The sequence below is a fragment of the Cryobacterium sp. Y11 genome, from assembly GCF_002929535.1.
Taxonomy (GTDB): Bacteria; Actinomycetota; Actinomycetes; order Actinomycetales; family Microbacteriaceae; genus Cryobacterium.
In genome coordinates, this window is record NZ_PJJO01000059.1 from 102,700 (window position 1) to 116,175 (window position 13,476).

Consider the following 13,476-nt stretch of genomic DNA (forward strand, 5'->3'; position numbering starts at 1 on the left):
CGAGGCGATTTCATCGAGTGCTATCCCTTAACGCCGGAGCGAGAAACACCCTCAATGATGAAGCGCTGGAGAAAGACGAACAGCGCGAGCACCGGCACGCTCGCGACGACCGCACCGGCCATCAAAAGGTCATAGCGCACTGCATTCGCGGATTGAAGCGTGGACAGGCCTGCGGGCAGCGTTTGTACCTCCGGGCTGAACAAGACGTAGACGGGCCAGAGAAAGTCGTTCCAATTGCCGAGAAAGGCGAGCAGCGCGAGTGTTGCAAGGGCGGGCTTGGCGAGCGGCAGAACTACTTGCGTGAAGATCACGAATCGGTTAGCCCCATCGAGCCGGGCGGCCTCCTCCAACTCTACGGGCAGGCCCACGAAGAACTGTCGCATGAAGAACACTCCAAAAGCGGATGCCGCCGTTGGAATGATGATCGCGACAAGGGAGTTGAGCCACCCCAATTCGCTCACGATGAGGTAATTGGGAATCACCAGAATGACCGGCGGCACCAGCAAAGTTGCAACGATGATGACGAAGACGAAATTCTTGCCGCGAAACTGCATACGCGCGAGTGGATACGCAGCGAGTGACGCTGTGATGACGACCAGCGTGGCATTCAGGGTGGCTGCAACCATGCTGTTTGCAAACCATTGCAGCACCGGAGTCGTGGTCCCGGGAGCCAAAATAGACGCGAAAGCTTGCAGAGAAATCGGATTGGGAATCCACGACGGTGGAATAGCAGTCGCGTCGGCACGGGTCTTGAGGCTGGTCACGATCATGAAGATGATGGGGCTGATGAACGCGATTGCAATTGCGCTGAGAACGACGACTCGAGTGATACTGCCACTCAGCCGGCGTGCACGGCGTGCACGCGATCCCGCACGAACCGTCGTCGTGAAATTGCTCACGAGCGCACCTCCTTATCGAGCTTCCTCGGCCGTTTTTCGCGGAAAATATAGAAGACAAAGGCACTGATCGCCATGAGGAAGACGGTCAGCACGTAACTCATCGCTGCTGCGCTGCCCATCTGAAAGTTGCGAAGACCTGTGTCGGCGATCTGATAAATGGCCGTGCGCGTTTCACGTCCGGGGCCGCCCTGAGTCATGAGATATGACTGACCAAACATGTTGGCGGATGCAAGGAGGGTGATGATCGTGATGAACGACAGGATGGGCCTGAGCCCCGGAATCGTCACGTGCAGAAATTGCATCCACGGTCCGGCTCCATCAACACGCGCGGCTTCATAGAGCTCGATCGGGATGTCCTGAAGGCCGGCAAGGTAAATGACGGCGTTGAATCCGAGCGTCCACCAGACAGTCACTCCCACGAGCGCGACCCAGGCCGCGGGTGTCGTTGTTGTCCACGCGGTGTCGTCCGGGAGTCCGAGCAGCCCCAGATAGTGGTTTACGAGTCCAATATTGTTGTCGAGCAGGTATCGCCAGAGTACCGAGATGACGGCGACGCCGAGCACGTACGGGGCGAAGTAGATGGCTCGGAGAAAGTCTCGGCCAGGAAACTTCTTGCTCATGAGCAACGCAACGGCGAGTGGGACGATTAGAAGCAGCGGCACGCTGAGTAACGTGAAGATTCCAGTGGCCCGCATAGATCCCCAGAACGGGCCAGAAACCGTCGATCCGGGCGAGAACAAGGCGACGTAGTTGTCGAAGCCGACAAAAGGTTTGTTTGGCAGCGTGTAGTCCCAGGAATGAAGACTGATCCACACCCCGAGAACTGCCGGAAGGATGACGAAGCTGCCAAACAGCAGCAGGTAGGGCGCGAGAAAGAGCCAGGGCGTTGCTATCCCCTGTTGCCGATGAGCCACTCGCACTCCACGATTTTTCTGCGACTCCGGTTCGGAAGTCGACGGGCGGCGCGCCCTCCCCGCAGGAAGTGCGCGCTCACCAACCTTCGTCGGCATTGGTCAGCCCCCGAACGAGGCTTTGTTGTCGTCCATGAGTTGCGTCGCCGAGTCGGCGGCTTTTTTGAGCGCCTCACTCGGTGTCGTCGCTCCCTGAACCCCGTCGGCGACGGCGATTTCGAGGGTCTCGGCCTGCACTCCGCCGATCCCAGGAATGGGCGGCAAGAAACGCATTGAATCGATCGTCCCCGCGATTGGTTCCTGCGGGAGCCCCTTGAGGGCGCCCTCATCGCGCACTGACTGGCGAGCCGGGATCATGCCCGAGCCCGCCCACTCAGCCGACTGCTCGCTCATCCAGGCGATGAATACCTTCGACGCGTTGATCTTGTTCTGGTCAGCTGTGCCTTGGCGCGGAAGGAAGAAGTTATGGGAGTTGGCCCAAACAGCGTCTGTTTCGCCGATTGTGGGAATCGGGGCGACCGCGTACGGAAGACCGGACTGGGCGAGGTCGTTGATCTGCCAGATGCCGTCCCAGGTAATCGAGGTCTCACCGTTCTTGAAAGCGACGTATTGAGAGTCGATGGCGACGTCGCCCGGGCTATAGCCGTCGTCCACGATGGAGCGCTGCCATTCGAGTGCCTGTACCCCGGCCGCTGAATCAAAAGTTGCTCCGTCGTCGCCATACGGTTCACCGCCGTTCTGCCAGAGCAAGGAGAGATTCATGAGGTGGCTCGGCCACCTCGTCGGCATCCAGAAAGGAGTTTCATAGCCAGCTGCCTGAAGTTTGGTGAGCGCATCTTGGAAGGAAGCCGCGTCGGTCGGGGCCTCTGTGATCCCCGCAGCGGCGAAATGTTCGGTGTTGTAATACATAGCTAGGGAATGCACATCAAGCGGAATGCCGTATCGGGCGTCCTCATAGACGCCGGCATCCCAGACTTCCTCGGTGAAGTCAGCCGACGTTAGACCCAACTCCTCGGCGAGATCGTCGATCGGTACGATGACGTTTCGCGCGGCATTGGTCGCGAGCTGGTCCAGGTGCATCACGCCGACGTCGGGGCCTTCGCCAGCGGTCACCGCCGCGGGAAGGCGCTGGTAGAAATCGATCCACTGCATCGTGTTTGAGACAACCTCGATATTGTCGTGCTCCGCGTTGAAGTCGGCGACCATCGTCTCCATGAACGGACCATCACCGCCAGTGAATCCGTTCCAGTAGGACAGCTCGACTTCAGGTCCGGTGTATTCACCGGTGAAGGGCGCACTCACCGCCTGCTCTGTTTCACTCGCAGAGCATCCGGCGAGTACCAGCATGAATGCGGCACCGAGAGCGGTGACAGCAATCGCTCGCCGCCGCGAAAAATCGTTCTGTTTCATGATTGTTCGTCCTCCTCATTGAAAACATCGCTCCGCAACCCATGCGCGTAGCGGGCTACACATCTCTTCCAACGATCGGAGAGTAAAATTAGCACCTTCCACAAATATACAGCGCTGGAAAGATGGTTGTCTACCCGTCGCGAATTCCGCGACAATCGAGGTTTTACAGCGCTCGGCCATAGCCGCCTTAGGATGGATCCGACTGGACGGGGAAAACATGGCAAGGGTTCGATTAATAGACGTCGCGGAACTCGCGGGCGTGTCCATGAAGACCGTCTCGAACGTCGTTCACGACTATCCCCATGTGGCCCCAGCCCTGCGCGAGAAGGTGCAGGCAGCCATTGACCAGCTCGGCTATCGCCCCAACCTGACGGCACGGCGTTTGGCTACTGGGAAAACCGGAATGATCGCTCTGGCAATCCCCGAAATCGACCATCCGTACTTTTCGGAACTCTCCCGGCAGATTGCCGAAGAAGCAACTCGGCGGGGATACCGCGTCATCATCGAGCAGACCTTGAGTGATCCTGTCACGGAACGGGCCGTACTCAACGACCGCGAGGCCGGACTGGTCGACGGCGTAATCTTTCACCCCGTCCGCATGGAAACGCTCGACATCGCGAAGCTTGATGCTGGCACTCCTCTAGTGCTACTCGGCGAGGCGGCCATGCCTGTCATGACAGACCACGTGATGATCGACAATGTCTCGGCCGCTCTTGATGCCACGCGGCATCTCCTGGCGAGCGGATGTCGCCGCATCGCTTTTCTCGGCGTCATCGCGGCGGACATCACTGGTTCGACAAGTCAGCGCCTTTTCGGATACCAACAGGGCCTGCTGGAGGCCGGGGTTCAACTGAATCCTGAGCTGGTCTTGACGGCGTCGGAATTCACGGCTGAAGCGGGTGTTCATTCAATCACTGAGGCGATTGATCGGGGGGTACGTTTTGACGGCGTGGTCTGCCGCGACGACCGGTTTGCAATCGGCGCGCTGAAGGCCCTCCACGATTCTGGGCGGTCGGTGCCAGAAGATGTGGCGGTTGTCGGCTGGGACAACACTTTTATGGCTGCGTACACGTCCCCAACGCTCACCTCGGTGGCGCCGGAAAAGACTGCAATTGTCGTGGCTGCTTTCAATCTTCTCGAGGAACGAATCGCCGGATATCGGGGTGTGGGCCGCCACGTGATCGTGGGGCATTCGCTCGAGGTGCGTGAGAGTGCTCCCCTCGCTCCTTCACGTCTCAGATCTCGCACGGATTTTACAGCGCTGTAATTTGACGGCATGATTGCGGTATGTCGCGAACTTTCCCGATTTCTGCCAGTGCCCAGGGTGGCGTGTATCCCCGCCCCCAACTTGTCCGCCCGAATTGGCATGACCTTGCCGGTGAGTGGGCGTTCGAACACGACGATCGAGACATTGGTAGGAGCGAGAACTGGTACGCAAACGCTGCGCACTTTAGCCGGGTCATCACTGTTCCGTTTCCGCCGGAGTCGGAGATGTCCGGAATCGCCGATCCGGGCTTTCATCCCGTTGTCTGGTACTCCCGCGTCATTAGCCCCGAGGACGTGGCCGCGAGTGGTCGGTCGGGCGAGCGTGACCGGGTGGTGTTGCATTTTGGAGCTGTCGATTACCGCGCATCGGTATGGATCGATGGTCAGTTCATCGGGTCACACGAGGGTGGCCAGACGCCGTTCTTCTTTGACGTCACCGAAGCACTGTCGCCCCAAAAGGCCTGCGTGCTTGTGGTTCGTGCCGAGGATGACCCGCACGACGTCGCGCAGCCGCGCGGCAAGCAGGATTGGCTCGAAGAGCCGCACGTAATTTGGTACCACCGCACCACGGGGATTTGGCAACCGGTCTGGCTCGAGTCCGTGCCAGATCAGCGCATCGAGGCGCTGAGTTGGACTCCGAATGTACCGGCTGGGAACGTCGAGATCGAGGTCGTCCTGACGCGTCGACCGACGAAGACCGTAACCGTTCAGGTGGACCTGTCTCTCGCGGGCGAAATTCTCGCCCGACAGTCTTTCTTGGCCACGGAGCCGCGATCACAAACAACCATTCAGATTCCGCGACAGTCGAACGGTCAGGCCTTCGAGACGCTCTTGTGGTCACCGGAAAACCCGCGCCTGATTGACGCGCAGGTCTCGATCCTTGCTGACGATGGGAGTGTCCTCGACGAGTCGTTCTCCTATTTCGGGCTTCGCAGCGTCGGTGTCGCGGGCGGTAGGTTCCTACTCAATGACCGTCCGTATTTCGTTCGATCGGTGCTAGAGCAGGGCTTTTGGCCACAGTCGCACCTCACTGCGCCTTCGGCCGAAGCTCTGCGTTCCGAAGTGGAATTGATTAAGGCCCTCGGGTTCAACGCGGCGAGAATTCACGAGAAGGTCGAGGACCCCCGATTCCTCTACTGGGCGGATCGGCTCGGATTGCTCATCTGGGGTGAAATGGGGAGCACCTACGAGTTCTCTTCCGAGGCCGTGTCTCGAGTCACCCGCGAATGGACCGATGTTGTGCGCCGCGACCGATCGCATCCGTCAATCGTCACCTGGGTTCCCCTCAACGAAAGCTGGGGCGTTCAACAGATCTCGCACGACGCCGCCCAGTTGAGCTTCGCCCAATCGCTTTACCACCTGACAAGAGCGCTCGATCCGAGCCGCCCCGTCATCTCCAATGACGGCTGGGAACACGCCATCTCTGACATCCTCACGATCCACGACTATGCCGGCACGTCCGAACAGCTCGACGCCAACTACAGAGACATTGACGCCATCCGAGCCCTCGTCGCGGGAATGGGTCCAGCAGGCCGTCGCTTGCAACTCATTCCCCGCGAGGTCGATGATCAGTCAATTATGGTGACTGAATTCGGCGGGGTCAGCTTTGCGCCCGACGCTGCCGAGGACTCCTGGGGCTACACGACAGCAACGAGCCATGAGGACTTCGAAAATCGAGTTTCAGGTCTCATTCGCAGCCTTCGGGACAACCCGATACTCTCCGGCTTCTGTTACACCCAGCTGACGGACACAATGCAGGAGACCAACGGGCTCACCGACGCGAATAGGAAGCCTAAACTACCGATCGCCGTCATTCGCAGCGTCGTGTCGGGGGAGGACGAGCCTCTCCTAGAGTGACGGCTGGCATCCGTGATCTGGTTCAGGTCTCGGAAGGCGAGCATGTTGCGTCGGTTGCGCCGCCATGCATGCCCGCCGTAGGGATGCATCACCCGGCGGGGGACGGAGGGCCGCGTTCCACTGCTCCGGTGCTGCGTCCGCTGCGTCGATAAGCGCCGTCGTTCGATCCTGACGAGGTCGGCCCGGACCTGTAGCCAGTCGCGGGCCTTGCGGTTGTCCCCGAAAGGCCCGGCCGGCGGTGGAATCACTTAGGTCGGCGGCGCCCTGTCGGCCGATGTATCCACAGGTGCTCCGATGCGGCGATGGTGCATCTTCGCGCACGAGTCTACGGTCGAGCCGGGCCTGGTATCCTCGGCTCGAACGGCCGCGGCCAGGTGCGTGCGCACGTCGGCATCGCGGGCCCCATGCGCAGCCAACCGGCCCGCGAGAGATCGTCCTCGTAAGCCGGCATCCACTTCGAGGGTCTTTTTCACGACCGCGAACATCCGGTTGGATTCGCGGGATCGGGTGACTGCCACGTATGGCTGCTCACGTGACGTGGACTGAAATGTGGGCCGTGCCAATGCTCATGCATGCCGTGCACTCGGTTGATCATGACTGCGTAGCCGAGTTCCACGTGCATGGTCGCAAATTCGGCCGGTAGGGTCAGCACCTTTCGTGATAGACCTCTGGTGAACAGTCGAGGAGGGCGAGATGGTGGAGAACGGTGCGCGGGCGCAGCGGCGCCGGGTGGCGGTGCCCCTGCTGCTCTGCCTTGTCGTGCTGGGCCCGCTTATAGGCTGCGTGGGGATGCCGAGTCCGGTTCCGAGCACCCCACCGACACCGGTCGCGCTCGTCTCGCGCACCCTGCAGCCGGGCGCGTTCCTCACCGTGATCGACGATGCTGATCCGGTGGCCAACGCACTTGCTGTCAGTGCCGCCCTGTTCGACCGGGCGGAGTTGGTGCTGACGGCACCTGCTGGTGATGCCGACGCACAACTTCTGGCGGGTTCGGCGGCGGTGGCGCTGGGCGTTCCCCTGCTGGTGACTTCTCGGGAGAGCGCAGCGCTTGATCGGGAGCTCACTCGCTTGGGCGCGTCGACCGTTCTCAGCATTGGTGGGACCGGTCTGGAAAAGACGAAATCAGCGGATGCTCGCACCCAACTGTGGGTTCCGGCAACCATAGCCGCCGTCACTGCGGTGCTCCCGCGGCCCCTCCCCGGTTCTCAAGTCGTCGGCACCAACGGCCTCGCGCGCCTCGCCACCTTGGACGCCAATACCGGCACGCTGCTGACGCCGGCATCGGCGACAACCGGTGCGCGGTCCTCGACGTCGTCCGCGACCCGCGATCCGGTGGCCATGACCGACACCCTGCCGCGCGTGACGCGTCCGCGCGGCCTGAGCGACGTGCTGGTTCTCGCGACGGATGCCCCGGCGCAGCTGGCCGGTGTTGCCACCGCACGCGCGGCCGGAGCCGCCGTCGTGCTGGTGCCCATCGACCAGCCGAACCCGCAGGCATCCGCTGAGCTGGTGAGCGAAATCCGCGCGAGCGCCGCAACGACGGTACTCGCCCTCGGTCAACCGTTTGCCACCCAAACCAGCCTGGAGTGGAAGATCCGCTCGACCCTGACCGGCACCCAACTACCTGGCGGCGGTCAAACGCTGTTTCCGGGGCGGCTCCTCGTGGCGCTCTACGGCACACCGGGCGCGCCGGTGCTCGGCGTGCTCGGCGAACAAGGGTTGCCCGAAACGATCGCGCGAGCCCAGCAGACCGCTGCCGCGTATGCGCCGCACACCGCCCAAACCGTCGTGCCCATGCACGAGATCATCGCGACCGTCGCTGCGGCCGATGCCGGGTCAGACGGCAACTACTCCAATGAAATACCGGCCGACACACTGCGACCCTGGGTGGAAGCCGCCGGTGCCGCCGGCCAGTACGTCGTGCTCGATCTGCAGCCAGGGCGGAGCGATTTTCTCAGCCAGGCGGTGCAGTACCAAAGCCTGCTCGAGTTGCCCTACGTCGGGCTGGCGCTCGATCCCGAATGGCGGCTCGGCCCGAACCAGCGCCACCTCGTGCAAATTGGCGCTGTTGATGTGGTGGAGATCAATGCGGTCATCCGTTGGCTCGCCGCCCTCACCAGCGAGAAAGTCCTGCCGCAGAAACTGCTCGTTCTGCACCAGTTTCGCTCCAGCATGATCACCAACCGTGCGCTGCTCGATTTGTCGCACCCCGAGATCGCACCGCTCATTCATGTGGACGGCCTCGGCAGCCAGCCCGACAAGCAGGCCACCTGGTCGGCACTGCACAAAGACGCCCCGGCCGGTGTCGCCTGGGGATGGAAGAACTTCTACGACGAAGACACCCCTACCCTCAGCCCCGAGCAAACCATGTCACAGGTTGTGCCGGAGCCCGACCTCGTCACCTACCAGTAGTTGTGGCGTACCAAAAAAAGAGGGGGTATTGGGGGACACGACGTATCAAAATCGCACAATGGCGTGCATTGTCACTCCGCGGGCGTAGTCACGCGCTCCCGGTTCGTTCCGGCCTGCGTCGCGTTACAACGCGTCGTCGCCCCGCACCGGCATCCGTTCGCCCGCGGTCACCGCGATGGCGAGCCGGTTGCCGGGCGACGGCAGCGGGCAGAGGTAGTGGTCGCTGAACGCACACGGCGGCAGGAACGCGCGGTTGAAGTCAATCGTCGTCACGCCCGTGTTATCGGGCACGGGAATGCGCAGAAAACGGAACCGGTACGTCTGGCCACCATTCGTGGCATCGGCGAAGACGACCGCCAGCGTGTCAGCCCCGTGCGTTGCTGTCAGGTGGTGCGTCTGGCCGTTGAGGGTGAATTCGAGCGTGCCGGCAGTCTGCTGTAACGTGTGGTATCCATCGAACAGTTCGACTACGAGTGGTTCCGCGCGTGGGGTGAACTGTGCCTCCATCACCCAAGCGAGGTCGGGTTCGTACGCGTCGATCGACTGCAGCAACGTGCGTTGCCTCGCCTCGGGATCACTACGCCGGAGCGCTGGAATCCCGTCACGCACGAAGATGTGCAACAGGGAATCACCCGCGTGCACGGTGTCGCCCAACCGCAGAACGGCCGTGTCACCGACGGGAAAACCAGATGCGTCGGTGTAGCCCGACCCGGAAAGTCCGGTTCCAACGACCGTGTCGCCGTCGGCGCGCCAGGTGCCGGCAACGCCGTCGACGCGCTGTTCCTTTCGGTCGAGCCACACGGTGTCGGCCAGGGCGGCAATGCCATGCGGTGCAAAGACGTCGCTCCACCGTTCTTCCCGCCAGCGCTGCCAATCCTCCACGAATGATGTCGTCGTCTCCCGCAACTGCGTCATGCCGTCGCCACCTCTCTAGCTGTTCAAGGCTAGCCGATCTGCCTGCGGAAGCCGCCGTATCGACCTGGCGAAAACATGGCAATGCACGAGCGCACTACGCGCGGTGACGAGGCAGCCCCGTTCGGCCGGGCACCGGAACTACACTCAAAAGATGCCGTTCACCCGCACCATCATCGAGGTTGCCGAGTCCGATCCGCGGCGCCTCGCCCTCGCTGGCGATGGCGACCGTTTCAGTTATTTAGAACTGCGCGGTGCCTGCACGCTCATCCGAAGCGGCGTCGAGCACCTGCTCGACGGGCCAGATGCCATCTATCGAAGGGGCGCGAACGCGGAAACCGACGGCGTCCCCATCATTGCCGTCTCACTGTCCCGTGCCATCGACGTGGCCCGTTTCATCTGCGGAGTGGCAGGCTTTCGCGCGATCATCGCCGTACTTGATCCGTTGTGGCCGCAAGCCCACCGCCTCGAGACGATCCGCCGCGTTGACCCCGCGGTCGTCATCACCGACGACGTGGTATTTGAGGATGCCCTCGGAGCGCCCGAACTGTGGACCGGGAGGGCGGTTTCGCTCGCAGAGTTCGACGCTCTCGCGGCATCCGCCCCGGCATCGGCCGGCCCAGAGGTTCGCCCGCGCCATGAGCCGTTTCTGCTGCTGTTCACCTCGGGTACCACCAACTTGCCCAAGGGATTCCTGCGCACGCGCGGTAGCTGGGACCACAACGTCGGCATCAGCCGCGCCTACCTCGGAGCCGGGGAGAACATGTCGACCATCGCACCGGGGCCGGTGTCGTACAGCCTCACTCTCTACACTGTGGTCGAGGTCATGGCGACCGGTGGGTCCCTCTATCTTCAGTCGGGGTTCGATGCCATCGCGGCGGCGCACACGATCGATGCTGAGCGCATCGAACGCTTCGTCGGTGTTCCGGCGATGCTGCCCACGCTCGTGCGGGCGTCAGAACGATCAGAACTCTCGCTCGGCTCTCTCCGCGAGGTAATTACGGGTGGCGCGAACCAGAGTGAGCGCATCCGTGCGACTTTTGAAGCCGCCGCGCCGCATGCCCACCTGCGCAGCTATTATGGCGCCTCCGAGATCGGATTCATCGGCTACAGCGATTCCGATGACGGCACCCGGCTCACACCGTTTCGCGGCATCGGCGTTAGCGTGCGAGATGACGCAGGTGCTGGCGTACCCGACGGCGAGATCGGTACTCTCCACATCCGTGTGGTCTCCGCCGTTGAACGCTACCTCTCAGCGACCAGCGTCGACCGCATCACGGGCGAGGACGGCTGGGCGAGCGTGAACGATCAGGCATCCTTCGCTGATGGCGTGATCACCCTCGCCGGGCGTGCGGGCGATATTGCCGTCTCCGGTGGGCACAAGGTGTCGCTCCCGCAGGTGGAACGTGCTCTGGCCTCGGTGCCTGGATGTGAAATCTGCTGTGCGGCGGTGCTGCCGGATGCTGCGCTGGGCTCACTCATCGTGGTCGTCGTCGAGGGGTCGCAGGTGCCACCAAAGCACGTCATGCAGGAGGCGCTGCGATCTCTCCTCGCACCGCAATTCATGCCGCATCGCTATTATCGCGCCGACGAACTGCCGCGCACCGCAGGCGGAAAGATCAGACGCGTGGCCGTGACGGAGCTGGTCGAACGCCAACACGCCGAGCGGCTATGAACGCGATATCGAATGCTGGCGCGAGGTCCCGTGCTCTCGTGACCGGCATCGGCGCTGTAACACCGTGTGGGCTTGATGTCGCCTCAACATGGGATGCCGTTGTGGCGGGGCGAAGCGGTATCCGAGCCTTTGAGCGCATTGACGTCTCCGACCTCGCCGTCGCAGTCGGCGGTGAGGTGCACGGTTTTGACCCACTCGAGTATGTGTCGCGCTCCGACGCGCGGCGGCTGGACCGGCATGCCCTCTACGCGATCGCTGCCGCAGAGCAGGTGATGCATGGGTTCGTAGCAGAAGATCCAGCCCGATTCTGCGTGACCGTCGCCACCGGATCAGGGCCGGTCTCGCTCATTCAGGATGCTGTGCGCGCTCTCGATCAGAGCGGGTCGCGTTTGGTCCCACCAGGCGTTGTTATCTACGGCGGGCCGGATGCCGCGGCCACTTACCTTAGTCAGCGCTACGGTGCCAGGGGTGCGAGCGTTGGCACGTCGGCGACCTGCGCGAGCGGTACGGTCGCCCTCGGGGACGCGATGCGCCTCATCCGTCACGGTTATGCGGATGCTGTGCTCGTCGTGGGCGCGGACGACTGCCTCAACCGCGTGAACCTTGCCGTGAACTCCACCCTCGGATCCCTGGCCCGTGGCTTCAAGGATGAGCCGTCGCGGGCCTCGAGGCCGTTCGAGAAGTCGCGGAGTGGCTTCGTGATGTCGGCAGGCGCTGCGGCGCTGCTGATCGAGTCGGAAGAGCACGCCCGGCGCCGCGGCGCCGTTGTTCTTGGCGAGATCGCGGGCTATGGGGTCACCTCGGATGCCTACCACCCGACAGCACCTCGGCCGGATGGCCGTGGTGCGATCGCCGCCATGCGTGCGGCGCTTGATGACGCGCAGATCGCCGCGAGCGGGATTGACCACGTGAACGCGCACGGAACAGGCACCGCGCTAAACGACGAGATGGAGGCAGGGGCGCTGCGAGCGGTGTTTGGCGACGCCGTGGCATCCGTGCCGGTAACCTCGACGAAGTCGACCACCGGGCACCTGCTCGGTGCCGCAGGCACATTGGAGGCGATCCTGTCACTGCTCGCGATGCGTGACGGCGTGATCCCGCCCACGATTAATCTCGACGACCCGGCATTTCCCGAGCTTGACGTTGTCGCCAACGTGGCGCGCTCTGCGCGCACGCGCACGGTGCTGTCGAACTCGTTCGGTTTCGGCGGGCACAACGCGGCTCTGGTACTCCGCGCGGTGTGAACCCTATCCACACGTCGAGTAATCGCTGCAAATCGAGCAGTCGGCCAGCAGCCGCAGCATTACAGCCTAGTTAGAATGCCGGAGGCACACCGAGCCCCTCAAGCGTCTTGCGCACATAGCTACTCGTGAGTGCTTTCTTGAGTGCCGCGATTTCCGGCGAATCGGCGTTGTCTTCGCGGGAGACCAGAGTGACCGCGAACTGCGGATCATCTTCCACGGCGAGCCCATTCTCCTCCGGAGTGAGGTCAAGCAGGCGCGCAAACGACGGCAGGTTGAATACGGCATCCGCTTCGTCGTAGGCCGTGTTTAACTGCAGCAGGTCCACCTGGGTAATCTTCAATTGGAGCGGGTTTTGAGTAATGTCGTCGACGGTGGAGGCGAAGCGCTCGACGCTCGGGTCCAGTGTGATGATGTCGTTGTCTGCCAGCATTTGCAGGGCGCGTGCGGCGTTTGATTTGTCGTTGGGAATGACGACGCTACCGTTGTCCGGCAGTTCCTTCAACGAGGAGAGATTCTTCGAGTAGAACGCTACGACCGTCGAGTACACCGGCTGCACGGTCACCAGTGTCGCATCGTTCTTCTCGTTGAAGTCCTCCATGAACCCGGGAAACTGTACGAGGTTCGCATCGATCTCGTCGTGCTGGAGTAAAACGTTTGGCTGTACATAGTCAGTGACAGGCACGAGCTCGACCGTGTAGCCGGGCCCGATAACCTTGGCGGCGGCCTCAACGGCGTCCGTCATGGGGGTGACTGTCGCTGCGACCTTGATGGTCACGATTCCGCTCGTCGCCGAGTCTTCGGCTTGAGCGCATCCGGTCGTAAGCAGAATGACGGATGCCACGGCGAGGGTAACAATGGGACGAAGTTTCATGGACAACTTTCTGTATGGA

At 62.3% G+C, this 13,476-nt stretch carries 10 protein-coding genes; 5 read left to right on the plus strand and 5 right to left on the minus strand.

Annotated features, from left to right (window positions below; genetic code table 11):
* Nucleotides 1-20: 20 nt before the first annotated feature.
* From CXY75_RS13945 to CXY75_RS13955, 3 genes are all read right to left on the minus strand, one after another.
* Nucleotides 21-899 carry a carbohydrate ABC transporter permease gene (locus tag CXY75_RS13945; protein ID WP_233201916.1) on the minus strand — a complete coding sequence of 293 codons (879 nt, stop codon included), beginning with the start codon at nucleotides 897-899 and terminating at the stop codon, nucleotides 21-23.
* Nucleotides 896-1,819, minus strand: a complete 924-nt coding sequence (locus CXY75_RS13950) for a carbohydrate ABC transporter permease (RefSeq protein ID WP_233201917.1) — start codon at nucleotides 1,817-1,819, stop codon at nucleotides 896-898. The genes CXY75_RS13945 and CXY75_RS13950 overlap by 4 nt, the downstream gene beginning before the upstream one ends.
* Before the next feature lie 93 nt (nucleotides 1,820-1,912).
* A complete protein-coding gene (locus tag CXY75_RS13955) occupies nucleotides 1,913-3,220 on the minus strand; it encodes an ABC transporter substrate-binding protein (protein WP_104083419.1) in 1,308 nt (435 codons plus the stop codon).
* 217 nt (nucleotides 3,221-3,437) lie between these two features.
* Between CXY75_RS13955 and CXY75_RS13960 the strand changes: the two genes are divergently transcribed.
* The 3 genes from CXY75_RS13960 (at nucleotide 3,438) to CXY75_RS19855 (ending at nucleotide 8,755) form a co-directional block, all read left to right on the plus strand.
* Nucleotides 3,438-4,487, plus strand: coding sequence for a LacI family DNA-binding transcriptional regulator (locus tag CXY75_RS13960; RefSeq protein ID WP_104083420.1), 1,050 nt, complete (start codon nucleotides 3,438-3,440; stop codon nucleotides 4,485-4,487).
* A gap of 20 nt (nucleotides 4,488-4,507) precedes the next feature.
* Nucleotides 4,508-6,343: a glycoside hydrolase family 2 protein gene (locus CXY75_RS13965; protein WP_104083421.1), complete on the plus strand. Its 1,836-nt coding sequence runs from the start codon at nucleotides 4,508-4,510 to the stop codon at nucleotides 6,341-6,343.
* A 693-nt stretch (nucleotides 6,344-7,036) separates the two neighbouring features.
* On the plus strand, nucleotides 7,037-8,755 hold the full coding sequence (locus tag CXY75_RS19855) for a cell wall-binding repeat-containing protein (protein WP_158251212.1): 1,719 nt from the start codon (nucleotides 7,037-7,039) through the stop codon (nucleotides 8,753-8,755).
* A 123-nt stretch (nucleotides 8,756-8,878) separates the two neighbouring features.
* On the opposite strand, the gene CXY75_RS13985 is transcribed toward CXY75_RS19855, so the two are convergent.
* Nucleotides 8,879-9,670, minus strand: coding sequence for a DUF1684 domain-containing protein (locus CXY75_RS13985; RefSeq protein ID WP_104083425.1), 792 nt, complete (start codon nucleotides 9,668-9,670; stop codon nucleotides 8,879-8,881).
* 151 nt (nucleotides 9,671-9,821) lie between these two features.
* Here CXY75_RS13985 and CXY75_RS13990 point away from each other — a divergent pair, with 151 nt between their 5' ends.
* Together CXY75_RS13990 and CXY75_RS13995 are read left to right on the plus strand one after the other, a co-directional pair.
* On the plus strand, nucleotides 9,822-11,342 hold the full coding sequence (locus CXY75_RS13990; RefSeq protein WP_104083426.1) for a class I adenylate-forming enzyme family protein: 1,521 nt from the start codon (nucleotides 9,822-9,824) through the stop codon (nucleotides 11,340-11,342).
* A 38-nt stretch (nucleotides 11,343-11,380) separates the two neighbouring features.
* Nucleotides 11,381-12,586, plus strand: coding sequence for a beta-ketoacyl synthase (locus tag CXY75_RS13995; protein ID WP_233201919.1), 1,206 nt, complete (start codon nucleotides 11,381-11,383; stop codon nucleotides 12,584-12,586).
* Between the two features lie 70 nt (nucleotides 12,587-12,656).
* On the opposite strand, the gene CXY75_RS14000 is transcribed toward CXY75_RS13995, so the two are convergent.
* Entirely contained in the window at nucleotides 12,657-13,457 is an 801-nt protein-coding gene (locus CXY75_RS14000; RefSeq protein WP_104083428.1) for a MetQ/NlpA family ABC transporter substrate-binding protein, read from the minus strand.
* Between the last annotated feature and the right edge of the window lie 19 nt (nucleotides 13,458-13,476).